Below are 24,361 nucleotides of genomic sequence, written 5' to 3'. Positions count from 1 at the left end.
TGGTGCCGCACGCATCGCGGGCTCGGCGCACCCAAGGACGCTTGGTGCTCCACGCGTCATAGCGCGCCCTTTGTTGAGGGCACACCGCTCTCCCGCGGATCGATGGCGACGGCGGTACGCAGCGCCCGCGCGACGGCCTTGAACTGCGCCTCGGCGATGTGGTGCGGATCGCGTCCGGCCAGCACACGGACGTGCATCGTCATCCCGGCGTGGTGCGCGATGCTCTCCAGCACGTGCGCCGTGAGCGAGCCGGTGAAGTGCCCCCCGATCAGCACATACTCCTGCCCGGCCGGCTCTCCGGAGTGCACGAAGTACGGCCGCCCGGAGACGTCGACGACGGCCTGCGCCAACGCTTCGTCCAGCGGCACCAGTGCGTCGCCGTACCGGACGATGCCAGATTTGTCCCCCAGCGCCTGTCGGATCGCCTGACCCAGCACGATCGCGGTGTCTTCGACGGTGTGGTGGACGTCGATGTGCGTGTCACCGGTCGCCTGCACGGTGAGGTCGATGAGCGAGTGCCGCGCCAGCGCCGTGAGCATGTGGTCGTAGAACGGAACCGAGCTGGAGATGTCGTGCACGCCGGTGCCGTCCAGGTTCACCTCGACGGTGACCTTGCTCTCGCTGGTCGCCCGCTCGACCCTGGCCGTGCGGGCCGTGCCCTCTCGCCGTTCCTCGCTCATCGTCTTCTCCGTCTGCCTGTCGTCGTCACTGCTGTCGTCGCGTGTCCGGCCTCGTCGCACCCCGGCGGGGCTACGCCGTCCGGCCGAGCACATCCAGCAGCGCCGTCTTGAACGCCTCGGTCTCTTCTTCCGTGCCCACCGACACGCGCAGCCATCCGTCCGGCCCGGTCTCCCGGATCAGCACGCCGCGGTCGAGGAGCCCTTGCCAGACTGCATGCCGGTCGGTGAACATCCCGAACAGCAGGAAGTTCGCGTCCGAGTCGGCGACCTGAAGGTCGTGCGTGCGCAGCCACACTGCCAGCTCGTCCCGGGTGGTGCGCAGCTGCTCCACCCGCTCCTGCAGCTCCGCCGAGTGCGCCAGGGCCACCCGCGCCACCGCCTGCGTCACCGCCGAGAGGTGGTAGGGCAGCCGCACGATCCGTAGCGTATCGATGACGCCGCGAGACGCGGCGACATAACCGAGACGCGCACCGGCGAACGCGAACGCCTTGCTCATGGTGCGGGTGACCAGCAGCCTCGGGTGGTCGGCCAGCAGCGTCAACGCGCTCGGCGTCTGTTCCCGCCGGAACTCGGCATACGCCTCATCCACGACGACGATCCCGTCCGTGGCTTCGTGCAGCGCCCGGACCAGGTCCAGCGACACGGCCGTACCGGTCGGATTGTTAGGCGACGCCAGGAACACCACGTGCGGGCGGTGCTCGGCGACCGCCGCCAGCGCGTCGTCCGGGTCGATCGTGAAATCGTCCCGGCGAGGTGCGGTGATCCATGTCGTCGACGTGTTCCGGGCGTACTCCGGATACATCGAATACGTCGGGGCGAACGACAGCGCGGTGCGGCCCGGCCCGCCGAACGCCTGCAGCACCTGCAGCATGATCTCGTTCGACCCGTTCGCCGCCCACACCTGCTCGGCCGGCAGCGACACGCCGGACTCCCCCGCCAGGTACGCGGCGAGGTCGGCGCGCAGATCCAGCGCCTCCCGGTCCGGGTAACGGTTCATCCCGGCCATCGCGTCCGCGACGGCCTTGGCGGCGTCGCTCGCCAGCGACTCGGAGGGCGGGTACGGGTTCTCGTTGACGTTCAGCAGTACCGGAACGTCCAGCTGCGGAGCACCGTACGGCTCGATCCCGCGTAGCTCGTCCCGGATCGGCAGCTCACTCATCGCCGCCTCCGCCCTGCTCGGCCGGCTCCGCCTGCTCGGCTCGCTCCGCCTGCTCGGCTCGCTCCGCCCGTTCGCCGCGCGCATCACGACCGGCGAACCGGGCACGTACCGCGGCGCCGTGCGCGGGCAGGTCCTCGGCGTCGGCGAGTGTCTCCACATGCGCCGCGACGTCGCGCAGCGCCGCCTCGTCGTACTCGACGACGTGGATGCCACGCAGGAAGGACTGCACGGACAGACCGGACGAGTGTCGCGCGCAGCCGCCGGTCGGCAACACGTGGTTGGAACCCGCGGCGTAATCGCCCAGGCTCACCGGGGACCACGGGCCGACGAAGACGGCACCGGCGTGACGGACACGCGCCGCGACGGCGGCCGCGTCCGTGGTCTGGATCTCCAGGTGTTCGGCCGCGTACGCGTCGGCCACGGCCAGGCCTTGGTCAAGGTCGTCGACGAGCACCACGCCGGACTGCTCGCCACTCAACGCGGCGGTCACACGCTCGACGTGTTTGGTCGCGGCGACCTGGCGCTTGAGCTCCGCGTCGACGGCGTCGGCGAGCGACGGACTGTCGGTGACCAGTACACTCGCCGCGAGCGGGTCGTGCTCGGCCTGACTGATCAGGTCGGCGGCGACGTGCACCGGGTTCGCGGAATCGTCGGCGAGAATCGCGATCTCCGTCGGGCCGGCCTCCGCGTCGATCCCGATCAGCCCTTTCAGCAGCCGTTTGGCCGCCGCCACATACACGTTGCCGGGCCCGGTCACCAGGTCGACCGGGGCGCACGTCCACTCGCCGGACTCGCCGCGCAGACCGTAGGCGAACATCGCCACCGCCTGTGCTCCGCCGCTCGCGTACACCTCGGTGATGCCGAGCAGGGCGCAGGCGGCGAGGATGGTGGGGTGCGGCCGTCCGTCGAACTCCTTCTGCGGCGGGCTGGCGACGGCGATGCTCTGCACGCCGGCTGCCTGCGCGGGCACCACGTTCATGACGACGCTGCTCGGGTAGACGGCGAGCCCACCCGGTACGTACAGACCGACCCGTTCCACCGGAACCCACCGCTCGGTCACGGTTCCGCCGGGGACGACCGTCGTCGTGGCGTCGGTGCGCCGCTGGTCGGCGTGGACCCGCCGGGCGCGGGCGATCGACTCTTCCAGGGCGACCCGCACCTGCGCGTCGAGGCCGTCGAGCGCCTCGATGATGACCACCTCGGGCACACGGACGTCGTCGAGGTGCACACCGTCGAACCGGGCCGCGAGTTCCTGCAGCGCCGCAAGCCCACGATGGCGCACGTCGTCGCAGATCGGCCGGACCGCGTCGAGCGCGGATTCTACGTCGACAGATGCACGTGGGACGAGCGCGCGGTAGTCGAGAACCTCGCCCGCTGCGAGGCGACCGCGCAGGTCGATGCGGCGTATCACTTACCCAAGTGTAGGAGCACCGTTCAATAACCGGACAACCTGCCCGGATACCAAGACATCGATGTGCGTCGCACCTCGATCATGCTCGACGTACATCGGGCGCACGGACGTGACCACGAACACGGCTCAACTCGAGCGAGCCGATCCAGCAAACGTCACAAGGGCAGGCTCCACCATATGGCCCTTAATTCGCTTGTCCGGCCGCAGTCGGTGCGGCTATGGTTCGTCACACGCCCTCGATCAAGTCCAAGGAGGTGGGAACGATGGTCACGCTAACGATCATGCGCTCCCACCCGGTGACGAGGGCGTCGGTTATCTGACGGGAGCGCGCCGCGTCCCGGAAGGAATCTGATATGACCGATCTGGTCATTCGCGCTCTCGCCGCCGGCGAGGAACATCTCTTCGACTCTCTGCCCGACCCCGGCCTGGTGGGCTTCGCCGCGTTCGGCGACACGTTCTCCGCAATGGTCGCCAGGGGCGAGTATCGCTCGGAATGGTGCTGGATCGCGTTGCGCGACGGGGTCGTCGTAGCACGGGCCGCATGGTGGGCCGGCCCAACCGACAGCAAGCCTCTCGCACTCGACTGGTTCGACTTCACCGACGCCGACGCAGCCGTTCGACTGCTGCGGACTGCGCCGTTTCGCGCACAGTACGAGCTCAAACTCCCGCCAGAATGGCGAGACGACCCCACCGTCCATGAGGCGGCCACCGCGCGGATCGATGCTGCCGTCGCGGCAGGGCTGACTCCGCTCGTCGAACGTTATCGCTACCGATGGACGCCCGACTGCGGCCTCCCGGCACGCCCGGGCAGGTTGGAATATCGCCCCGAGCCCGACGACGACGTGATCTTCGATGTCTTTCGCAGGATCAACGACGGCAGCCTTGATGCCCACGTTCGGCAGACCATCGCCGAGTCCGGCCTCGACGCCTCGGCCCAGCAGGAGCTTGACTATCTGCGCTGGATGCCCAGCCCTCGGGACTGGTGGCGGCTCGCGTACACGCCTGGAGGCGACCTGGTCGGATTAACGGCACCATGCCACCACCACGCCGACCCGCTCATCGGCTACGTCGGCGTCGTGCCCGAACATCGAGGCAACGGTTACGCCTACGATCTCCTCGTCGAGGCCACGCACCTACTCGTGGCCGAGGGCGCAGACCGGATCGTCGCCGGCACCGATGTCACCAACACACCGATGGCTTCCACCTTCGCCAAGGCCGGCTATCCGGTCGAACAGCACCGGATCGATCTGGCCTGACCGTCGGCCCCACAGGATTCCGGCCGGCGTCGAGCCATGGATCACCGCACGACATCGGAGAGGTACGCATGCAGCGCGCGGTGCAGCTCGGCGACGAGCGCGTCGCGCTCCGGGCCTTCCTCGGCGGCGACGATCAACGGCATCATCGCCCGCACGATCTGGATCGCCACCGTGACGGTACGGTCGAGGGCGTCGCCCGCAAGCTGCGGAAAGCGCATTGCCAGCAGGGCTTTGACGCGTTCGGTCAGTGTGGCGTGCAACGGCGCCACCGCCTCGGTCAGCGAGGGTGGCATGTCCGGCCGGGCGAAGAGCGCCTTGAAGCCGCGGTTGGCCAGGTTGAACTCGATCAGGGGCGCGATCACCGCCGCGAGCGTCTCCTCCAGCGACGCGGTCCGCAGTTTCTCCAGGTCCAGCGCCTTCGCCTGCGCCACGCCGAGTTCGGCGACGTAGCGTTCGGCCAGCGCGCGAGCGATCTCGTCCTTGTTCGCGAAGAACTGGTAGAGCGAGCCGGGCGAGATCCCGGCGCGCTTGGCGATCGCGTTCGTCGTCGCGGCCTCATAGCTGCTTTCGGCGAAGACTTCGGCAGCCGCCGAGACGATCTGGGCCATCCGCCGCTGGCCACGCTCCTGCCGCTTGGGGCCGACTCGACCGTGCCCCGGCGCCGCGGCGTGGTCCGTTGTGACCTCCCTGGATTCTGTCACGTCACCATCCTTACACCGACGGCCACGCTCACCGCCTGCCCGCCACCGCCTCCTGCGGCGCGAGAACCCCGACCACGCTCGTCAGGCACTGCCCGGGCGGTGCAGTAGACAAACACGAGCGACTACTCGTATTCTCATCATCGTCGAGAAATGCGAGCCACCTCTCGCATTTCTCTCGATATTACCCCTACCTACCCGTCTCACCCCGGAGAGCACCGCTCATGATCGGCCGCCTCATCACTCGCGCGCCCCGCCGCATACTCGGCGCCGGGCTCGTACTGTTCGTCCTCGCCGGCGCCCTTGCCGCCGGGGTGCTCGATGCCCTCTCCCTCAACCGGTTCGAAGCGCCGGACTCTGAGTCCGTCGCCGCCCGAGAGCTGCTCGGCGAGCAGTTCGGTACCAGCACGCCGAACGTCGCCGTGCTGGTCACCGCCCCGGAGGGTACCGTCGACGACGCCGACGTCGCCGGCGCGGGCTCCGAGCTCACCGCGCTACTCGCCGAGCATCCCGATATCGGCGACGCGTGGTCGTACTGGACCCCCGGCGCCCCGGACACACTGCGCAGCGACGACGCCCGGCACGGCCTGATCCTCGGGTGGGCTCCCGGTGACGCCGATCACGTACGCGGCACCGTCCTGCCCGGCCTGGAGGACGAACTCGAATCGGCCGACTCCGAGCTCACCGCCGTCGATGTCCAGCTGGGCGGCAGCGACGAGATCTTCCGCGTCACCGCCGAGGAGGCGGCGGCGGACTTCATCCGGGCGGAGATCGTCATCGTCCCGCTTGTGGGTGTGCTCCTGTGGGCGGTCTATCGCCGGGCCGCGCCCGCGCTCGTCACGCTCGGCCTCGGCATCTTCACCGTGGTCGGGACCCTGGCGTTGCTGTGGGCGTTCACGCGCGTCACCGAGATCTCCACATTCGCCTCGAACATCGCCCTGGTGATGGGGATCGGCCTGGGCGTGGACTATGGCCTGTTCATGGTCTACCGGTTCCGCGAGGAGCTGACCCGGCGGGTGGACGTCGCCGACGCGGTGCGTGCCGCCGTCGCCAGCGCCGGTCGAACCGTGATGTTCAGCGGCCTGACCGTCGCCGCGTCGCTGGCCGTGCTCTTCGTCTTCCCGTACCCGTTCCTGTCCTCGTTCGCCTATGCCGGTATCGCCGTCGTGCTGACCGCCGTGTTCGGCGCGACGGTGCTGCTGCCGGCGGCTCTGGTGCTGGTCGGGCGGCGCGTCGTACGACGCGGCTCGCCAGACGCCACGGACCCCGCCGCAGCCACCGACGACGAGCAGCGATTCTGGTTCCGGCTGCCGGCCGCGGTGATGCGCCGCCCGATCCTGGCCGGCGGGCTGGCGCTCGTCGCGCTGCTGGGCCTGGGGGCGCCCGCGCTCGGCATCAACTTCGGCTCGCCGGACGAGCGGGTGCTGCCCGACGGCCTGGCTGTGCGCGAGATGTACGACACGATTCGCGACGACTTCACCACCGAGGACGCGGACGCGGTCTACGTCGTCGCCCCCGACGCCGGATCAGGACGGCTCGCCGGGTACGCGGCCGCGCTCTCCGAGTTGCCGGGGGTGGAGCGGGTCGATTCGGCCGCCGGTTCCTACATCCGCGGCGACGCCCTTCCCAGCCGACCGTTCCACGAGCGCTTCACCGGCGACGACGGCACGGGCACCTGGCTGACCGTCATCCCCACCGGTGAACGGCTCGCCGAGGATCCCGCCGGGTTGGTGGACGAGGTCAGGGCGACGCCCGCGCCGTTCGACGTGCTGGTCGGCGGCTACCCGGCCGAGCTCGCCGACTACAACGACGGGGTGGTCGACCGGCTGCCGCTGCTCGCCGGACTGATCGTCGCCGTCACGTTCGTGGTGCTGTTCCTGATGACCGGGTCGGTGGTGGCGCCGATCAAGGCGTCGGTGCTGAATCTGCTCAGCCTGTCGGTGATGTTCGGCGTGCTGGTCTGGGGCTTTCAAGAAGGCGGCCTGGCGGACCTACTCGGCTTCACGCCGTCCGGCGCGGTCGAGCCCAGCATCCCGCTGCTGATGTTCTGCATCGCCTACGGGCTGTCGATGGACTACGAGGTCTTCCTGCTCTCCCGGATCAAGGAGGACTATGACCGCACCGGCGACGCCGCCGGTTCTGTCCCGCGTGGCATCGCCCGCTCGGCGCCGCTGGTAACGGCCGCCGCGGTGATCCTGGCCGTCTCGTTCTCCATCTACGCCACCAGCGGCATCGTCTTCCTGCAGCAACTCGGCATCGGTATCGCGCTGGTCATCCTCGTCGACGCGACGCTGATCCGCGGGGTCCTGGTGCCTGCGTTCATGCGGCTGGCCGGGCGGGCCAACTGGTGGGCGCCGGAGCCGTTGCGCCGGCTGCACCGCCGCGTCGGCCTGCGGGAGGAACCCGCCGCCGAGCCGGCTCCGGCCGTGGTCGGGGCCGTCACTCCGCACTCAGCCGTCGCTACCGAACGCCGCTGATTCCGGACTGCTGGTTACGGCGCGCCGCTGGCGATGACCCGCCGGCCGGCCGTCACCGGCATTGCCGGGGCACGCTGAACCCGGGCGGCCCTACGAGGCGCTCTCCTCCAGCGTGTCCAGCGCGGTCACATCCGTCTCAACATAGGTCGGCGAACCATCGACGGCATGTGTGAGTTGATGCCGGTGGACGATCGCCCGCCCGTCGTCGCTCTCCTCGACACGCCAAAACTCGGGCACGCCGGCGGTCGCGTACAGGGCAGGCTTGATTCCCCGGTCCTCTCGCACTGAACTTGTCGAGACAACTTCGACCAGCAGCGCGAAATCCGACGCCGGCCGATACGCCGCATCTCCCCCAGGCGCCTTGTGGTACACGCCCACATCGCACGTGCGAAGTTCCCCTGGGCCGAGCTCCACACCCTGCTCGATGTAAGCATGCCGACCCTGTTGCCGAAGAAGGTTGACGAGACGGATCTGAGCGTCCGCATGCCACGGACGCATGGCTGCGGCCATCACAACGAGATTGCCTTCCCGCACTTCATAGCGGAAGTCCGCCGGTAGCCGCTCGAGCGCACTCGGCGTCCAGTGCATGGCTTCCGGCAGCTCGAGGATGGTCATCACACACCTCCATCCGTCTCTGTCCTGCTGCACTCACGATCATACCGTTTGCCACAGTGACACCCCATCTCTCACGCAGAAGTAAGATCACTGACAAGCATGACACAGCCAACAGCTACTGACAGAGTTATCCACAACTAAACATCTCTCAATGTCGCTCGACGGAGCAGTTCGCCGAGCCTCGCGATGCCGGTGTTGATCTGCTCAGGGGTCGCCACCGAGTAGCTCAGCCGCAGCCCGTCCAGACCACCGCCGTCAGGGTAGAACGACTCCCCCGGCACGTACGCGACGCCGGCGGCCACCGCGTCGTGCGCCAGCGCAGTGGTGTCCGCCGGCGTGCCGTCGGCGGCGGACGGGACGGTCATCCAGACGAACATTCCGCCGCTCGGCCGGGTCCAGTGGAAGCCGTCGCCGCCGCCCAGTTCCCGGTCGAGTGCGTCCAGCAGGTATCCACGCTGGCTGCGGTAGTGGTCGCGGATCTTGACGAGGTGTTCGTCGAGGAAGCCGTCGGCGGTGATCTCCACCGCGATCGCCTGCACGAACGTGGACGTGTGCAGGTCAGCCGCCTGCTTCGCGCGTCGGATCGGCTCCAGCGCTTCCGGGGACGCGATCAGCCATGCCAGCCGGAACCCTGGGACCAGCGTCTTGGAGAACGTACCGGCGTGGATCACCCGCTCCGGTGCAAGGTCGCGCAGGTGCGGCAGCTCGGCACCTTCGAACCGCAGCTCGCCGTAGGGATCGTCCTCCAGGATCGGCACCCCGTACCTGCCTGCCAGCTCCACGACGGCATGGCGCCGCTCGAGGCTCAGGTGGGTTCCGGTCGGGTTGTCGAAGTTCGGTATGACGTAGAGCAGTTTCGCGCCGGCGGCGAGTGCGGCCTCCAGCGCCTCGGGGACCATGCCGTCGTCGTCGGTCTCGACCGTGCGGTACCGGACCTGGTAGGGATCGAAAGCCCGCAACGCGCCGGTGTAGGTGGGCGCCGCGACGACGACGGCGTCCCCCGGATCGAGATAACACTTGGCCACCAGGTCCAGGCCCTGCTGCGACCCGGAGACGATCTGCACGTCGTCGGCCGCGACGTTCGCGTAGCGCGCCGCCACCCATTCGCGCAGCGGCGGATGGCCTTCCGTGGTGCTGTACTGCAACGCGGTCGCCCCGTGGCGGCGTAGCACCCGCTCGGTGGCGGCGCCGATCGTCGTCGTCGGGAAGAGATCCGGCGACGGCAAGCCACCGGCGAACGAGATGACGTCCCCGCGCTGCGTGAGCTTGAGGATCTCCCGGATCGCCGACGGTTTCAGCCGGCTCGTCCGTGCGGCCGCGTGCGCAGCCCAATCGACCATGACATACCTCCTACCCCGGCGCCCCCTTGTGGGCGCACGCTGAACGACGCTGCTGAGGCGGATCCGTAGCCACGTCGCAGGTCGTGCACCCGTGGGTACAAAGGCTCCGATTGCCCCGCGCATGGTGATTCGCGACGTCGGCGCACGTCGGTGTGTCTGTGGCGGCGCCGATGCGGGCAACCTCTGGAATTTATCTGACTATAGTCAGATAATGTCGGCATGACCAGCTCTGGCGACGACGTCCACCCGCAGCGGGCACAACGTGCACACCATGAGCAACGTGATCGTGCCGAACGCCTGCGTGAATTCAATCGCTACTACACGCAGCGGGTCGGCATCCTGTCGGATCGCTACCTCGGGCAGAACCGCCCGCTGAGCGAGGCCCGCGTCCTGTTCGAGATCGGTCAGGGTGTGGACCTCCGCGACCTGCGCGTGCGTCTCGGCCTCGACTCGGGATTCCTCAGCCGGCTCATCCGCTCGCTGGAACGGCAAGGGCTGGTCGCGGTGGGGCCCAGTCCCGACGACGGCCGGGTGCGCGTGGCCACGCTCACCGACGACGGCCGGCGCGAGCTGGATGACCTGAACGAACGCGCGACCGGGCTGGCGAACCGGCTACTGTCCGGGTTACCGGCCGCGCAGCAGGAGCAGCTGGTGAGCGCGACGGACCGAGCCCGTCATCTGCTCCGGCTCTCCGCGATCGAGGTCGGCGCTGTCGATCCGTCGTCGGAAGCCGCGCGTCGCTGCCTGTCCGCGTTCGCCGACGAGCTTCGGCAACGATTCCCGGAGGGTTTCGACGACGCCGACCTGGTCAGCGCCCGTGAGCTCAGCGGTGACGCCGGAGCTCTGCTCGTCGCCACCGAGGACGGCGAGGCGCGCGGCTGCGTCGCCGTCCGGGTGATCGAGCCGGACGTCGGCGAGATCCGGCACATGTGGGTCCATCCCGGCGCCCGCGGCATCGGCCTGGGACGGCGGCTGCTCCACGAGATCGAGGTCCACGCCGCCGGCATGGATCTGCGTGTGCTCCGGCTTGCGACACACGGCGTCCTCGACGAGGCCATCGCCCTGTACCGCAGCGCCGGCTACGCAGCGATCGACCAGTACGGACCCACGCCGCACGCCCAGCACTGGTTCGAGAAGCACCTCGGCCGCCGGCCTGAGACCCGTAATGCCTCGGCTTCGCCCGATCTTCATGAACGATCAGTCGGGCTCGCACCTCAGTGAGCGTTCATGATCACTCTGCGCGGTGCAAGGCTCGCGCTCGACGGAAGCGGTCCGCGAGAGTAGTGAAGGCGTGGGCGAGCTCTTCAGGGGCGACGTCAGTGATCTCGGCGTCGAACCGGCCGAACCACGTGGCAAGCGCCGTCCACGACCATGACCCTGCTCTGAGGCGGCACTTGTCGTGTCCGACGGCGGTCACGACGCCGTCGCCGGCGAAAGGAATCACCTGCTCAGGGGGCAGGGCAAGAGTGGCTTCGCCGACGCACGGCCACTGATCGGCGTGACCCGAGCCCTTGAATCGCGCGGCGACATACGTTCCGGGGTTACTCCCGGGAACGTCACGGGGAGCGAACTGTGGGCCGGTGGGTGTGCGAGGTGCCATGCGATCGAGGCGGTAGATCCGCCAGTCGTCCTCATTCAGATCCCAGGCGAGCAGGTACCACCGTCCCGATGCGGTCACCACGTGGTGTGGTTCCACGCGACGGGCAGGACGGTCGGCGGTATCGGAAGCGTAGGCGAAGCGTAGGACTTCGCGGCGGTGCGTGGCGGCGCTGACCGCCACAAGGACTTCTGGATCGACGGCAGGCGGGGGTGATGATCCAGTGGCGGGGATCGTGCTGACGTCGATGGTGTCGACCCGGTGTCGCAACCGCGTCGGCAGTACGTGCCGGATGGAGGCCAATGCCCGAGCGGCGGGTTCGTCGATGCCGATTCCGCTGGCTGAGGCGGCCCGCAGCGCAACCACCAACGCCACAGCCTGTTCGTCGTCGAACAGCATCGGCGGGAGCTCGGCGCCCGCGTCGAGGCGATACCCACCGTCCGGACCTTTCATAGCGGTGATCCGGTATCCCATTTCCCGCAGGCGCTCGACGTCGCGGCGGACCGTCCTGGGGGTGACATCGAGACGTTCAGCCAGGACGGAGCCCGGCCAGTCACGGCGCATCTGCAGCAGGGAGAGCAAATACAGCAGGCGAGAAGTCGGCCTGGACATGGCACCAGATTAGTGGGAGTAGAGGACCGAATATGACCGCTACTGCTGGAAGTCTTGCAGACGCGACCTCAGAAGAAGCGTCGCGTTTCATCCATCCACGCAAGGGAGTCCAGCACATGTCCGTCCACGTCACTCCTCACCTGAACCTTCGTGGTCAGGCGCGCCAAGCCCTGGAGTTCTACCAGTCCGTTTTCGGCGGAAACCTGACCGCCATCACCTACGCCGACGCGGGGAACGTCACCGTCTCCGAAGAAGCAGACCAGATCATGTGGGGCCAAGTAGCCTCCGATGCGGGTTTCCGGGTCATGGCCTATGACGTGCCCTCCCACACCGACTGGCATCCCGGGACGATCCCGTTCTTCGTCTCCGTGCGCGGAGCCGACGCCGAGGAGATCACCGGCTACTGGAACAAACTCAGCGAGGACGCCACGATCGTCGTCCCGCTGGCTGCGGCGCAGTGGGCACCGCTGTACGGGATGCTCACCGACCGCTACGGCATCACCTGGGTTCTTGATGTCGAAGCACAATGGGACGGCAACTGACCGATCAGTGAAGACGAGGTACCGCAGGCTCCCCGCTACTCCAACCGTGCGCGGGGAGCACACTTCATGACCAGGTACGTTATCAGCCACCCGACGGTTTTCATTCACTCTGTTCGCGTCCTTGGCGCACCGTTGTTAAGGGCGGATGGGTCCCGAACCGTTCAAGCACGGTAGCGGAAGATACCGCTCGCACGCGGCGGCATGTGGGCGGTGCGGGTCACTTCGGTGCGTCGATCGCGGCGAGGCGCTCGTGGATGTGGACGAAATGGCCGCGCATCGCGTCCGTCAGCCCGTCACCGGCCCGAAGCGCGGTGACAATCCTGCGGTGCACGTCGGCTGGATGACGACGATCCGGGATCTCCGGGACCGAGTCACTGAGCCGGTGCAGCAACTCCCAGAACAGGTCGATCATCGACGACACCAGTCGGTTGCCGAGCGGCTCGTAGAGGCGGCGATGGAAGGCCCGATCGACCGGCGCCACCGGCTCACCGTCGGCCTCACAGCGCGCCATCTCATCCACCAAGGCGTCGAGCTCGTCCCAGTCATCCGGGCCGAGGTGCTTCGCCGCCACCTCGATCAGCCCCTCCTCCAGCGCTTGCCGCACGACCAGAACCTCGGACAATGCGGCTCCGCCCACCGCCAGCCCATAGGGCAACTGCTCCAAGATGGGCCGGAAGGAAAAGTCGCTGACGAACAGGCCTCGCCCCGGACGAGCCTCGATCACACCGAGGGTCTGCAGGCTACGCGTCGCCTCACGTAACGAGAGCCGGCTGATTCCCAACTCCTCAGCCAGCTTGCCCTCCGGCGGCAACGCGTCCCCCGCAGCCAGACCGTGGTCCTCGATGTAAGCCCGCAGCCGTGCCTGCGATTCCCGGAACATCTCTCCATGACGCACGCGCCTAAGGTATCTGATCTCTGACAACAGTCCAGCTCCTGTTCACGCCGATGTCCGAAGAACGCATGCGCCCGTGCCCCGGCTCGTCACAGCTGCGGACCTAGACTCGAGATCATGTCCCGGCCGAATAGCACGGTGGCGGTCCTGGTAGGTGCGGACTCGTCCGCCATGGTCAACCGGCTCGACAGCCTTGCCAATGTCCGCGGCATCACGTCGGGCGATAGCGACGAGTCTCCGCACCGGCGCGCGGCGCAGAGCCACGCCGCGTACGTCGTCCACGACGCCGACCCGCTCGCCGACGTGGCCGCGGCGTGGACCGGCTTCTTCGACGGCAAGGGTGAACCGGGCACGCTGGAGGTGGCCGTCGAAGCCGCGCTGGCGGCGTTGCGTCGTCAAGACGTGTCCCTCCCCGACTACTACATCGTCCTCGACCCGGATTCGCTGGCGGACACCCGCAAACACTGGTGGTTCGGTGTCCTCGCCGGCGTATCCCCCGCGCGCGTCGTTCCAACCGCGGCCACGACGACGGCGGTGAGCGGCGCGCTGTCCACCCTGTCGTCCGGCCGCTGGTGGCCCGACCCGCCGGATGAGTGGCTGCGCGGGCTGCGCAACGTGGTGCCGGACCGGGCGGGACTGCCGTCGTCGCGGGCGCGCAGCCTGTCCTGACTCACTGCTCAGGCGAGTAGCCCGATCCGGTCAAGCGTCTCCCGGACGTCGGCGCGGGCAGCCTCGTCCAGCGACGGCAGAGGCGCCGCAACCGTGCCGCCGCCAAGGCCCTGTTCGGCGACGGCACCTTTGATCACCGACAGCCAGAAGTGCCGCCCGCCGAGGTCAACGAGAGCGTCGATCCGTTCCTGCAACGCGGCCGCCTGTCCGTCGTCGCCGGCCGCTACCGCCTGCGCCAGCGCCCGCATGGTTCCGGGCGCCACGTTCTCCAACCCAGACACGTAGCCGTCCATGCCGGATCGCCAGTACTCGCTGGCACGTTTCTCGGCGGTCCCTTGAAGCACGGTCCAGCCGGTCCGTTCCCGCGCGGCCAGCAGCCAGTCGAAGAAGTCCCGGTCGCCGGTGGAGTCCTTGATCCCGACGATGTTCGGGTGGTCGGCCAGTGCCAGCACGGCGTCACGGTCGAGCGGAGTGTGCGTGCACTTCGGGATGTTATACAGCACCACAGGCAGGCTGGATGCGTCCGCGATCATGGCGAAATGCCTGGTCACGGCCTGCGAGTCAGCACGGTAATAATACGGGCCGCAGACCGCGGCGTAATCCGCACCCGCCTCCTTGGCCCGTGCCGCCCGGTCCACCGCGCGCGCCGTCCCGGCGTCCCCGATGCCGCAGGCGAGCGGCAGCCGGCCCGCCAACTGATCGGCGACCACCTCGATCGCACCGCTCGCCACGTCGTCCCGGAGAATCGGCAGCTCACCACCGGTTCCCAGCACCATGATCCCGTCCACGCCGCCGACCAGACGTTCGACGTGCCCGCGCAGCGCAGCCTCGTCGAGTCGTTCGTCGGCGTCGAGCGGTGTGATGATCGGACAGAAAACCCCACGCGGGCCCGGTGTTCGGGTGCGAGCTGACTCGTCGGTCCGGTCCAAACCGGCCACCTCCTGCGTACCGTGTGCCGTCGTCGGCACGGCTGTTCTCCCGCGGGCGCCCCGGCTGGGCGCCGCGTACGTCTTGGATCGCCTCGTCTTCCGCGTCAGGAGTTCTCCGCGTCAGAACGCGTGCGCGTCAGGCCACGTCCGCGTCGGCCGTCTTCCGCGTCAGGACCGCACGGATCGCTCGTGTTTCTCCATCCGGTTGCGGATGTCAGTGAAATGCGCGCTCATCGCGGGGACCAGGCGTTCGCCGTTGCGCAGCGCCCGGACGATGTTGCGATGGACGTCCGCGACGTGCAGCGGCACCCCGAGTTCCTCGCCCCGAAGCCGATCGGAGAGCACCCAGAAGATCTCGATCAGGTGCGTGACGAGCTGGTTGCCGAGCGGCTCGAACAGCCGCAGATGGAACTCCTTGTCGATATCGCTGAGCGGTCCGCCGGTCTGCTCCGCCTCCTCCATCCGGTCGACCAGCCGGTCCAGGTCGTCCACGACGTCGGCACCCATCCGCTTCGCCACCGACTCGATGAGCCCCTCCTCCAGCGTCTCGCGGACCACCAGCACCTCGTGCAGCGACGCCCCGTGCACCGCCATCCCGTAGGGCAGCTGGTCGAGGATCGGCTGGAAGGAGAACTCGCTGACATACAGGCCCTTGCCACGCTTGGCCTCGATCACGCCGAGGGTCTGCAGGCTGCGTGTCGCCTCCCGCAGAGAGATGCGGCTGATGCCGAGTTCAGCCGCGAGCGCACCCTCGGACGGCAGCCCGTCGCCGGGCCGCAACCCGTTCTGGTCGATGTACTCACGCAACCGCTGCTGAGCTGCCAGAAACTTGGACTCCTCCACGGCCTCAAGCTAACTGATATCTTACAAGAAGGCAATACCGCTCTCTCGTCACAGCACGTCCCGCAACGCCGGACGTGACGGCCCGCCGCCGTGCACTTCCACGCCACGCGCCCGAGAGAAGTCCGCAATGCCATGCAACAAACGGCTATGAACTGCGTCGATCGCCAGACTGACGACGGCGCCACCGCACCGTCATAGCCTCCACCCGGTGACGCCAGGGCCTACACGCGGGCATTGTCCCCGTCGTGACAGGAAAGTCAAGTCTTGTCGACCTATAAGATATCAGTTAGCTTGTCGCCCAGACGTCAGAAGCTTCTCGAAGTCGCACTGGACCTCATCCAGCAATCACATCAGGTACGGGGATGGCCACAAGGCGCTGTGGCGGCGGACAGGACCGCGCTCGACCGGTCCACGTCCACACGTGACAGCGGCCGGAGAGGAGTCTGACCATGCCACGCCCACACGTCACACCCCGGATCTCGCGGCGCTCGTTTCTCGCCACCACCGCCGGCGCGTGCACATTCGGCAGCGACCTGATCCGCGCCGGGTCGGACACGTCCCGCGTGGCGTCGGCGCTGCGGACCACGTCGGTCTCCCCCGGATTCAGCGAGGAACAGAAGCTCTTCGAGGAGCAGACCCACGGCTACTCGTGTTTCCGCATTCCCGCCGTCGTCCGGACCAACGCCGGCACCCTGCTGGCCTTCGCCGAGGGCCGCGTGAACAACTGCGGCGACGCCGGTGACATCGACCTCGTGATGCGCCGCTCGACGGATGGCGGCCAGACCTGGGGACCGCTCCAGGTCCTGATCGACGGCAACGGTGACACCCGGGGCAACCCCGCACCTGTCGTCGATCGCGCCAGCGGACGGATCTCCCTGCTCAGCACCTACAACCCGGGCGACAACGAGAACATCCGGCTGCCCTACCTGCAGCACAGCGAGGACGACGGGGTGACATGGACCGACCCGGTCCAGATCACCGACCAGGTCAGCAAACCCGAGTGGGAATGGTGGTACGGCACCGGCCCGGTCCACGGCATCCAGCTCGAGCACGGCGCACACGCCGGGCGGCTGGTGGTTCCGTCCTACTACAGCACCGGACCCGGCCAGCCGGGCGGCGTCGTCCTCACCTACAGCGACGACGGCGGGCTCACCTGGCAGCGCGGCGCCATCGCCGAACACCCGGACACCACGCTGCGGCCCGGTGAGAACACCATCGCCGAACTCCCCGACGGCCGCATCATCGACCTCGCCCGCGAAGGCGGCTCGACGCCGGAGCCCGGCAACCGGGCCGTGGCGTTCAGCAGCGACGGCGGCGAGACCTTCGACGCGCCGTTCACCACCGAGCACGAACTCGCGATGCCGATGGTGCAGGGCGCGCTGCTCAGCCTCGACGGCCGGCTCCTCTTCTCCGCCCCCGCCCACCCGGCCGCCCGCGAGGTGATGTCCATCCGCGCGTCCGACGACCACGGCGACACCTGGCAGACCTGGGAGGAGGGCAAGGTCATCTGGTGGGGCCCGGCCGGATACTCGGACCTGGTCCGCATCGACGACCGGCTCACCGGGCTGCTGTATGAGGCGGGCGAGGGATGGGCCTACGAGTCGATCCGCTGGATCAGGTTCGACGACGAGTACCTCCGCTCCCCCAACGGCGAACCGCCCGGTATCCCGGAGCCGCCGGAGCCCGGGCCCACCACCGAGGACGCGTCGCGATTCGGGCACACGGCGTACGTGCGCGGCGGCGCCGTCGTCGGCGACGACGGCCGGCACGGCCGGGCGCTGGAGCTGGACGGAACCGACGACCGGATCGAGATCCCGTTCGCCGACACTCTCGACCTGGACAACCACGACTTCACCTGGTCGATCTGGTTCCGGTACACGGCACCGTCCGGCAACCACGCGCTGATCTGGGCCTACCGGATGGGCAGCAACACCACTCCGCAGGTGTGGCTGCGCGCCGAGCCGGGGAACAACCGGCTGCGGGCGCTGCTCGGCTCCGACCTCGACTGGGGTGCTTCGGTCACGGCCGCCGGCGCCCGCAACGACGGGTCCTGGCACCACGTCGCGCTACGGCGGGACGGTGGCCGGCTGTCGCTGTGCGTGGACGGTGCCGAAGCCGCGGCGCGCGACGTCTCCGAGCACGGGTCGGTCACCATCGGCAGGGAGTTCGGCGCGCACGGGATCCACGTCGGCCAGCGGGTGGACGGCGCCAACCGGTTCCGCGGCTCGATCGACGACGTGCGCATCTACACCCGTGCCCTCTCCGATGACGAAATCGCCCGGCTGGCGGCCGGCGACGCCGTCGGGCGCCACGGTCTCGCCCTGCACCTGCCGCTCGACCGCGTGCGCAGCTGACACACCGGGTGGGGCAGGCCGGTGTGCGGCTCCCGCGTCCCTGAGGACAGCGCCGAACCCACCCTCCTTCTTTCCTGTCAACGATGACGAGGAGTGACACAAGTGAGCAATCTATGGACACCGCGACGGATGAGCCGTCGCTCGTTCCTGGCCACCACCGCGGGCGCCGCCGCAGGTCTCGCCGTCGCCGGTTGCGGCGACGACAGCGAGAGCGGGGCGCAGGCGGACGGCAAGGTGCAGATCCGATTCGCCACCGACTGGACGTCCGGCATCCGCGGCGAAACCATGGAGGCCGCACTCGCCGAGTTCGAGGAGCAGAACCCGGACATCAGCGTCAAGCTGGAGCCCATCGGCGGCGACTACTTCGACAAGCTGCAGGTCCAGTTCTCCGGTGGCACGGTCGCCGACGTCATCCTGTTCGAAGGCGTGCTGGCGGCGGAGTACATCGAGGCCGGACTGATCGCCGACATGTCCGCCACGCTGCAGAAACTCAACGTCGACGAGTCGGTCTGGCGCCCGGACGTGCCCGAGATCTTCAAGCAGGACGGCAAACGCTACGCCGTGCCGTTCCAGCTGACACAGTCGGTCTGGTTCTACAACAAGACCCTGTTCGAGCAGAAGGACGTCCCGCCTCCGGACGCCAGCTGGACCTGGGACGACGTCCTGGAGGCCGCCAAACAGATCACCGAGCCGCCGGACATCTACGGGTTGACGACGGTCTCGGACATGATGAACGCCTGGGGAGCACTCGGCCTGGCCAACAGCGACCAGCACTGGGTCAGCGAGGATCTGACCGAGACGATGTTCGCCGATCCGGGGTGGGCGGAGGCGATCACCTGGGCCATCGAGCTCACGCAGCGCCACCAAGTGGCCCCGCCGCCGTCCACCAGCGAGGCGATGGAGCGCAGCGGCGTGACCAACCCGTTCGCCACCGGCGACTACGGCATGCGGCTGCACAACTCCGGGCAGGTCGGCGAGCATCTGCTCGACATCGGCGACCGGTTCGAGTGGGACCTGATGCCGACGCCGAAGGCACCGAGCGGCCGGATCAACGGGCTCTGGAACGACCAGGGCAACGTCGTCACCAGTCTCGCCGAGGAACGCGGCGTCCACGAGCAGGCGGTCAAGCTGGTGCTGCACCTCTCCGGAGAGAGCGTTCAGCGGCAGATCGCTGAGGATCGCGGCTCCACGCCGACGCTCCAGTCGATCCAGGAGAGCGACTCGTACCTGTCCGCGCCGCCGGAGAACATGCAGGTTGTGCTCGACAACCTCGAGCAATCGACGGGCCCGCTCTACTTCACGCAATTCCTCAACTGGATGCAGGAAGTGCGCAAGCAGTTCGAACGAGGCCTGAACGGAGACCTCAGCCCCGAGGACACCATCACCGCGATGGTGGACGGCGGCAACAAGATCCTGCAAAGCCGCTAGCTCGTCGTCGTCGCACGTCGGCACGTCGACGCACGTCGGCTCGTCGGCGGCCCGCGACGGCACGCATCTGGACAGACCCGAACGGAAGGCAATCATGGCTCTGGCGGTGGATACCGGTAGCGGCAGTGGCACCGGCACCGGCGGCCCACGGCGGGCACCGGTCAAGACACGACTGCGCAGGTGGACCGGCCTGCTCTACATCTCGCCGTGGATCGCGGGTCTGCTCATCTTCACCGCCTACCCGTTCGCGTACTCGTTCTATCTGAGCTTCACGGACTGGAAGGGCATCGGGGCGAAGAACTTCGTCGGCGTGGACAACTACACGTCGATGTTCACCGACGATCCGCTGTTCATGAAGAGCGTGTGGAACACGGCCTACTACACGATCATCAGCGTGCCCGGCGGGATGATCCTGGCGTTCTTCCTCGCGCTCCTGCTCAACCAGCGGGTACGGTTCATGCCGATCTTCCGGGTGGCGTTCTACCTGCCGTCGGTGACGATCGGCGTGGCCACCGCCGTGTTGTGGATTCACATCCTGGGCCCGGACGGCGCGTTCAACGACCTGCTGGGACTGTTCGGCATCCGGGGTCCGAACTGGTTCGCGTCCGAGACGTGGGCGATGCCAGGGCTGATCCTGATGAGCTTCTGGGGCATCGGGCAGAACATGATCATCTACCTCGCGGCGCTGCAGTCGGTCCCGCAGGACCTGTACGACGCGGCGGAGATCGACGGCGCCAACAGCGTGCAGCGGACCCGGCATGTCACGTTCCCGATGATCACGCCGGCGATCTTCCTCACGCTGATCCTGGGGATCATCAACAGCTTCCAGACCTTCACCGTCGCGCTGATCGTGACCAACGGCGGACCGAACGACGCCACCACCTTCGTGCTGCTGCACATCTACAACAACGCCTTCCGGTACTTCCAGCTCGGTTATGCGTCCGCGATGGCGTGGGTGCTGTTCCTGCTCATGCTCGTCTTCACGCTCATCCAGTTCGGGCTGGCCCGTCGCTGGGTGTTCTACCAGGGCGAAGTCACCCGGTAGCGGTCCGGGAACCACTACCCCGCGAAAGGCAACCGCCAATGGCACTTCTCACCAACCAGCGTTCCCGCCGACGCTCCGGCGCGCGTCGCCGATCGGCCCGGCACGATGCCGCCACCGCGGAGCGAGGATCCGGCCGGCCACGCAGGCGGCTGGGGCGGCTCGTCGTCTGGGTGCTGCTCGTCGGGCTGAGCCTGCTGTATGCGTACCCGTTCTTCTGGATGGTCATGACGTCGCTGACCCTGCGGGAGAACATCTTCGCCCAGCAGATCGTCCCGGACCCGGTGGCGTGGGTGAACTATGCGGAGCTGTTCGAGAACTCGCTGATCTGGGACTGGTTGCTGAACTCCGTCATCATCACCGGGACGCAGGTGGTGGTCGGCACCTTCGTCAGCATCCTGATCGCGTACGGGTTCGCACGGTTCGAGTTCCCGGGCCGGCGGGTGCTGTTCATCGTGCTGCTGGCGACGATGATGCTGCCGATCCACATCACGATCGTTCCGCTGTTCGTGATGTTCCGGGACTGGGGCTGGCTGGACACGCTGCTGCCGTTCGTCGTGCCGCCGTTCCTGGGCGAGGCCGCGTTCAGTGGCGGCGCGTTCGGCATCTTCCTGCTCCGGCAGTTCATGATGACGCTGCCGCGGGAGCTCGACGAGGCGGCGAAGCTGGACGGCGCCGGCTCCTGGCGGACGTTGTGGCTGATCCTGGTGCCGCTGTGCAAGCCGGCGATCGCGACCGTCGCCGTCTTCGCGTTCCTGGGCACGTGGAACGACTTCTTCGCGCCGTTCATCCTGTTGACATCGCCGGAGAAGCTCACGATGGCGGTCGGCATGCAGTTCTACAAGACCGACGAGGCGTCCGAGGTGCATCTGCTGATGGGGATGGGTGTGCTGAACATCCTCCCGATCGTGCTGGTGTTCTTCGTCGCGCAGAAGTACTTCGTGCGCGGCATCGCCCTCACCGGCCTGAAAGGCTAACCCCGCCTCACGCCACCTCCCCCCGGCCCCTTCCCGGCCCCGCCCCTTCCCATGATCATGAACACTAACCGTTCACATAGCACGGGTAGTGTTCATGATCATCGGGACCGGGACCGGGACCGGGACGGGGACGGGGTGGGGAGCGGGCAGTCGGGGGAACACGGCGTGGGCGTCCCTCGCCAGCCCTGCCGGCGCAAGAGGTCCACGACCTCCGCTGCGACGTCGCACGGAGTGCCGAACGTCTCGGCATGGCCGTAGCGCAGCGTCCACAACCCGTGCGTGGTGGAGCGGTTGTCGCGACGGCGGTCGCGAAACTGGCCGTCTCCGTCATGGCCCACCCGACCGTCCAGCTCAACGACCACGCCGAACTCCTCGTACAGGACGTCGATCCAGATCACCCGGGTGAACGACCTGCGGCATTGCCGGCTGCCCCGGGGCAGGCCGTGCGCCCGCTCCACCGACCACAGGTACTTCAGCTCCAGCGGGGACTGCGCTCCCTCGGCCACATCCAGCAGCATCGCCTCGAGCATCGGCCGCCATTTGATCTTCTTCCGCCGGCCCAGGGCATCGGCCAGGTGCAGCGGCGTCGTCAGCCGGTTCTGACACGCCTGCGTGACGTAACCGGCGACGGCTCGCGGGCTGTGCGACACGTCGACGAGGTCGAGGACGGTGTCGTCGATCCGCGTGCGCGGCGGATCCTTCGAAGGGTGGCGGGTATCGGGCAGTCGATGCGCGTAGTGCACCACCACGCCGTCGATCTTGCCCCGCACGCGGCGGGTGGCCTCGACCGTCACGTGGATCCGGTCGTCGACGTCGGACAGCAGCCCGTCGAGTTCGGCGGCGGTCTGATGGCTGGCCACCGCACCGTCGCCGGCCCGAAGCAGCGCCGCCCAAATCTGCGCGGCGCGAGTCAGCGGACCGCTGAACACGGCGTACACACCGCGATGGATCCGCTGCCATCGGCCCGCGCGCACCCGGGCCCGTGCCAGCTCCTCCCCGACGCCGTGATCGACGAGCTGCCGCCGCGAGACGAGGCCCATTTGGCGCGCGATCACATCGACAAGCGCGGCGGGCAGTTGGTGATCGTCCACGTACGCGATCCTGATCGATCCCGACCCTCCGGGGGAACCACCCGGCCGCGAATGTGGATAACTCCCCGCCCTGCCCCATGATCATGAACACTTTCCGTGCTATGCGAACGGAAAGTGCTCATGATCATGGGGACGTTTTCCGACTCTTCATTCTTTCGCCCTGTTGATGTTGGTCGTGACTGGTTGCCTATGCCCATGACTCGTCGCCACGCTCACCGCATCTCTCCGTCAGGGTGCTGGCCCACCAGACCGCCATCGCGCAACTCGACGTCCGCGAGGGCTCAGAGACCGTGGTCCCGATGGACACCTGGGACGGCTACACGGCCTCGCGGGAGCGGATTCTGGACGCTGCGCGTGAACGAGGCGTACGCAACCTCGTGAGCATCGCAGGCGACCTGCACCGCAGCGTGGCCTCTGAGCTGCGGCCCGACTACGACGACGATGCTTCGCCGAACGTGGGCACGGAGTTCGTCGGCACGTCCATCTCCTCCGGCCGGGACGGCATGGACCACGACGAGACCGGACGCATACTCCTCGCCGAGAACCCGCACATCAAGTATCACAACTTCCAACGCGGCTACGTTCGTTGCGAGGTCACGCCGCAGCAATGGACCGCGGACTATCGGGTGGCGGACAAGGTCACCGAGCCAGACGGGACGGTCAGCACGCGTGCACGGCTCGTCGTCGAGGACGGCGACCCCACCATCCACACGACCTGAGACCTCGACGATTCCTCAGCCCGCCAACACCTCCCCACCCCCAACACCGCCCGCCCAACTGCCCCTGCACATACTCCTCGGAGGTTGACGTATGCACACCCCTCGTCGCACACCTGTGGTCGCCCTCTCCCTCGTTGCACTGGGCGTACTGGTTGCGGGCGCGGCGACCGGCGCTCCCGCACAACCAGGGTCCGAGGCGGGTCGGAGCGCGCACCAGCCGGTCGAGATCTCGGCCACGCCCAGCCGGCTGGAGATCGTCGGGCTGCCGTGCCTGCCCGGTTCGCTCGATGTCGGTATGACGAACACCGGCGACGACGATCTCTACGCGGACACGACGCTGGATGCCACGACACCGGTCGAGCTCGACCGGCACGTGTTCTCATCGTGGTTGCCGGCCGACGACCCCGATGTGACCGTCACCGCCGAGGTCAACGTGACCACACCACGTGACACCGAGCCTGGCAGGTACAGCATCAACCTCGCCGCGGGCCGATCCCGGCTCACCGTTCCGGTTCGGGTGTTGCCGCTGCCGCCTAAGGGACCCGGCGACAACCTCGCGCTCGGCGAGAGCTCCACGGCTTCGTCGACCCACGGGACCTTTCCCGGCACGTGCGGGGCGGTGGACGGCGTGACCGACTCCGACCTGTGGCCCAGCCGAGAGACCGGCTGGAATGACGGCACGTCCAGGCGCTTCCCGGACACCTACCAGGTGACGCTGGGCGAGCCGGCCGACGTCGGCGAGGTGAAGTTGTACACACTCGACTCCGAACGCTACCCGGCGTCAGCCTACGGGTTGCGCGACTGGGACGTGGAGCTCCTGGTGGACGGTACGTGGCACATGGTCGACGAGGTCCGCGGCAACGTCGACGGCGTCGCGACGTCGACCTTCGAGCCCCAGCTCGCCGAAGCCGTTCGCATCGTCGCCCACGACGCCAACGACCACGCGTACTCACGCATCATCGAGCTCGAGGTCTACAGCTCCCCGTGATCATGAACACTTTCCGTGCTATGCGAACGGAAAGTGTTCATG

Annotated in this window: 22 protein-coding genes; 11 read left to right on the top strand and 11 right to left on the bottom strand. The window is 68.0% G+C overall.

Translation table 11 applies throughout. The annotated features are described in order from the left end of the window. Window positions 1-56 precede the first annotated feature (56 nt). The 3 genes from hisB to hisD all read right to left on the bottom strand — a co-directional run bounded on the left by hisB (window position 57) and on the right by hisD (window position 3,250). Window positions 57-680, bottom strand: a complete 624-nt coding sequence (hisB, locus tag G1H10_RS23560) for an imidazoleglycerol-phosphate dehydratase HisB (protein WP_163742455.1) — start codon at window positions 678-680, stop codon at window positions 57-59. Window positions 681-750: 70 nt separating this feature from the next. Beyond that, a complete protein-coding gene (locus G1H10_RS23555; RefSeq protein WP_163742452.1) occupies window positions 751-1,839 on the bottom strand; it encodes a histidinol-phosphate transaminase in 1,089 nt (362 codons plus the stop codon). Continuing rightward, complete coding sequence (gene hisD, locus G1H10_RS23550; RefSeq protein ID WP_163742449.1) at window positions 1,832-3,250, bottom strand: histidinol dehydrogenase; 1,419 nt, start codon at window positions 3,248-3,250, stop codon at window positions 1,832-1,834. Before hisD ends, G1H10_RS23555 begins: the two co-directional genes overlap by 8 nt. A gap of 353 nt (window positions 3,251-3,603) precedes the next feature. On the opposite strand from hisD, the gene G1H10_RS23545 reads away from it, so the two are divergent. Beyond that, a complete protein-coding gene (locus G1H10_RS23545) occupies window positions 3,604-4,506 on the top strand; it encodes a GNAT family N-acetyltransferase (protein ID WP_163742447.1) in 903 nt (300 codons plus the stop codon). A gap of 41 nt (window positions 4,507-4,547) precedes the next feature. Here the strand turns inward: G1H10_RS23545 and G1H10_RS23540 are convergent, their stop codons facing one another. Then, entirely contained in the window at window positions 4,548-5,114 is a 567-nt protein-coding gene (locus tag G1H10_RS23540) for a TetR/AcrR family transcriptional regulator (protein WP_163742444.1), read from the bottom strand. A gap of 314 nt (window positions 5,115-5,428) precedes the next feature. Between G1H10_RS23540 and G1H10_RS23535 the strand changes: the two genes are divergently transcribed. After that, entirely contained in the window at window positions 5,429-7,681 is a 2,253-nt protein-coding gene (locus G1H10_RS23535) for an MMPL family transporter (RefSeq protein WP_163742441.1), read from the top strand. Between the two features lie 90 nt (window positions 7,682-7,771). On the opposite strand, the gene G1H10_RS23530 is transcribed toward G1H10_RS23535, so the two are convergent. Continuing rightward, window positions 7,772-8,296: a Uma2 family endonuclease gene (locus tag G1H10_RS23530; RefSeq protein WP_163742437.1), complete on the bottom strand. Its 525-nt coding sequence runs from the start codon at window positions 8,294-8,296 to the stop codon at window positions 7,772-7,774. A 137-nt stretch (window positions 8,297-8,433) separates the two neighbouring features. After that, the gene (locus tag G1H10_RS23525) at window positions 8,434-9,636 is read right to left on the bottom strand and encodes an aminotransferase-like domain-containing protein (protein WP_163742434.1); all 1,203 of its coding nucleotides are present in this window, start codon (window positions 9,634-9,636) and stop codon (window positions 8,434-8,436) included. Between the two features lie 219 nt (window positions 9,637-9,855). Between G1H10_RS23525 and G1H10_RS23520 the strand changes: the two genes are divergently transcribed. Next, a complete protein-coding gene (locus G1H10_RS23520; RefSeq protein WP_163742431.1) occupies window positions 9,856-10,857 on the top strand; it encodes a bifunctional helix-turn-helix transcriptional regulator/GNAT family N-acetyltransferase in 1,002 nt (333 codons plus the stop codon). 10 nt (window positions 10,858-10,867) lie between these two features. Here G1H10_RS23520 and G1H10_RS23515 read toward each other — a convergent pair whose 3' ends face one another. Beyond that, window positions 10,868-11,845, bottom strand: a complete 978-nt coding sequence (locus G1H10_RS23515; protein WP_163742428.1) for a helix-turn-helix transcriptional regulator — start codon at window positions 11,843-11,845, stop codon at window positions 10,868-10,870. Window positions 11,846-11,961: 116 nt separating this feature from the next. On the opposite strand from G1H10_RS23515, the gene G1H10_RS23510 reads away from it, so the two are divergent. Then, window positions 11,962-12,387, top strand: coding sequence for a VOC family protein (locus G1H10_RS23510; RefSeq protein ID WP_163742425.1), 426 nt, complete (start codon window positions 11,962-11,964; stop codon window positions 12,385-12,387). A 217-nt stretch (window positions 12,388-12,604) separates the two neighbouring features. Here the strand turns inward: G1H10_RS23510 and G1H10_RS23505 are convergent, their stop codons facing one another. Continuing rightward, on the bottom strand, window positions 12,605-13,282 hold the full coding sequence (locus tag G1H10_RS23505; protein ID WP_163742423.1) for a FadR/GntR family transcriptional regulator: 678 nt from the start codon (window positions 13,280-13,282) through the stop codon (window positions 12,605-12,607). Window positions 13,283-13,396: 114 nt separating this feature from the next. On the opposite strand from G1H10_RS23505, the gene G1H10_RS23500 reads away from it, so the two are divergent. Continuing rightward, complete coding sequence (locus G1H10_RS23500; protein WP_163742420.1) at window positions 13,397-13,948, top strand: hypothetical protein; 552 nt, start codon at window positions 13,397-13,399, stop codon at window positions 13,946-13,948. Window positions 13,949-13,956: 8 nt separating this feature from the next. Here G1H10_RS23500 and G1H10_RS23495 read toward each other — a convergent pair whose 3' ends face one another. Further along, a complete protein-coding gene (locus tag G1H10_RS23495; protein WP_163742417.1) occupies window positions 13,957-14,916 on the bottom strand; it encodes a dihydrodipicolinate synthase family protein in 960 nt (319 codons plus the stop codon). A gap of 129 nt (window positions 14,917-15,045) precedes the next feature. Next, the gene (locus G1H10_RS23490; RefSeq protein ID WP_163742415.1) at window positions 15,046-15,720 is read right to left on the bottom strand and encodes a FadR/GntR family transcriptional regulator; all 675 of its coding nucleotides are present in this window, start codon (window positions 15,718-15,720) and stop codon (window positions 15,046-15,048) included. A 449-nt stretch (window positions 15,721-16,169) separates the two neighbouring features. Here G1H10_RS23490 and G1H10_RS23485 point away from each other — a divergent pair, with 449 nt between their 5' ends. The 4 genes from G1H10_RS23485 to G1H10_RS23470 all read left to right on the top strand — a co-directional run bounded on the left by G1H10_RS23485 (window position 16,170) and on the right by G1H10_RS23470 (window position 21,521). Continuing rightward, window positions 16,170-18,074, top strand: a complete 1,905-nt coding sequence (locus G1H10_RS23485; protein ID WP_163742412.1) for a sialidase family protein — start codon at window positions 16,170-16,172, stop codon at window positions 18,072-18,074. A 102-nt stretch (window positions 18,075-18,176) separates the two neighbouring features. Beyond that, window positions 18,177-19,502 (top strand): ABC transporter substrate-binding protein, encoded by a 1,326-nt coding sequence (locus G1H10_RS23480; protein WP_163742409.1) that lies wholly within the window; start codon window positions 18,177-18,179, stop codon window positions 19,500-19,502. Window positions 19,503-19,596: 94 nt separating this feature from the next. Next, entirely contained in the window at window positions 19,597-20,547 is a 951-nt protein-coding gene (locus tag G1H10_RS23475) for a carbohydrate ABC transporter permease (protein WP_163742405.1), read from the top strand. A gap of 38 nt (window positions 20,548-20,585) precedes the next feature. After that, entirely contained in the window at window positions 20,586-21,521 is a 936-nt protein-coding gene (locus G1H10_RS23470) for a carbohydrate ABC transporter permease (protein ID WP_163742402.1), read from the top strand. A 98-nt stretch (window positions 21,522-21,619) separates the two neighbouring features. Here G1H10_RS23470 and G1H10_RS23465 read toward each other — a convergent pair whose 3' ends face one another. Further along, entirely contained in the window at window positions 21,620-22,612 is a 993-nt protein-coding gene (locus G1H10_RS23465; protein ID WP_216853594.1) for a type IV toxin-antitoxin system AbiEi family antitoxin domain-containing protein, read from the bottom strand. 233 nt (window positions 22,613-22,845) lie between these two features. On the opposite strand from G1H10_RS23465, the gene G1H10_RS23460 reads away from it, so the two are divergent. After that, complete coding sequence (locus G1H10_RS23460; protein WP_216853593.1) at window positions 22,846-23,331, top strand: alkaline phosphatase D family protein; 486 nt, start codon at window positions 22,846-22,848, stop codon at window positions 23,329-23,331. Between the two features lie 91 nt (window positions 23,332-23,422). After that, window positions 23,423-24,319, top strand: a complete 897-nt coding sequence (locus G1H10_RS23455) for a galactose-binding domain-containing protein (RefSeq protein ID WP_163742400.1) — start codon at window positions 23,423-23,425, stop codon at window positions 24,317-24,319. Window positions 24,320-24,361: the final 42 nt, after the last annotated feature.

The organism is Phytoactinopolyspora halotolerans, assembly GCF_010550675.1.
In the GTDB taxonomy this organism is placed as follows: domain Bacteria; phylum Actinomycetota; class Actinomycetes; order Jiangellales; family Jiangellaceae; genus Phytoactinopolyspora; species Phytoactinopolyspora halotolerans.
Note: the sequence above shows the minus strand (reverse complement) of the source record. Positions and strands in the feature narration are given on the sequence as shown.

Bases quoted from the DNA above. Each gene is read 5' to 3' on its own strand.
- G1H10_RS23555 (WP_163742452.1), bottom strand. From the start codon at position 1,839: ATGAGTGAGCTGCCGATCCGGGACGAGCTACGCGGGATCGAGCCGTAC.
- G1H10_RS23515 (WP_163742428.1), bottom strand. From the start codon at position 11,845: ATGTCCAGGCCGACTTCTCGCCTGCTGTATTTGCTCTCCCTGCTGCAG.
- hisB (WP_163742455.1), bottom strand. From the start codon at position 680: ATGAGCGAGGAACGGCGAGAGGGCACGGCCCGCACGGCCAGGGTCGAG.
- G1H10_RS23510 (WP_163742425.1), top strand. From the start codon at position 11,962: ATGTCCGTCCACGTCACTCCTCACCTGAACCTTCGTGGTCAGGCGCGC.
- G1H10_RS23485 (WP_163742412.1), top strand. From the start codon at position 16,170: ATGCCACGCCCACACGTCACACCCCGGATCTCGCGGCGCTCGTTTCTC.
- G1H10_RS23530 (WP_163742437.1), bottom strand. From the start codon at position 8,296: ATGACCATCCTCGAGCTGCCGGAAGCCATGCACTGGACGCCGAGTGCG.
- G1H10_RS23525 (WP_163742434.1), bottom strand. From the start codon at position 9,636: ATGGTCGATTGGGCTGCGCACGCGGCCGCACGGACGAGCCGGCTGAAA.
- G1H10_RS23455 (WP_163742400.1), top strand. From the start codon at position 23,423: ATGCACACCCCTCGTCGCACACCTGTGGTCGCCCTCTCCCTCGTTGCA.
- G1H10_RS23535 (WP_163742441.1), top strand. From the start codon at position 5,429: ATGATCGGCCGCCTCATCACTCGCGCGCCCCGCCGCATACTCGGCGCC.
- G1H10_RS23540 (WP_163742444.1), bottom strand. From the start codon at position 5,114: ATGGCCCAGATCGTCTCGGCGGCTGCCGAAGTCTTCGCCGAAAGCAGC.
- G1H10_RS23470 (WP_163742402.1), top strand. From the start codon at position 20,586: ATGGCACTTCTCACCAACCAGCGTTCCCGCCGACGCTCCGGCGCGCGT.
- G1H10_RS23475 (WP_163742405.1), top strand. From the start codon at position 19,597: ATGGCTCTGGCGGTGGATACCGGTAGCGGCAGTGGCACCGGCACCGGC.
- G1H10_RS23545 (WP_163742447.1), top strand. From the start codon at position 3,604: ATGACCGATCTGGTCATTCGCGCTCTCGCCGCCGGCGAGGAACATCTC.
- G1H10_RS23500 (WP_163742420.1), top strand. From the start codon at position 13,397: ATGTCCCGGCCGAATAGCACGGTGGCGGTCCTGGTAGGTGCGGACTCG.
- G1H10_RS23520 (WP_163742431.1), top strand. From the start codon at position 9,856: ATGACCAGCTCTGGCGACGACGTCCACCCGCAGCGGGCACAACGTGCA.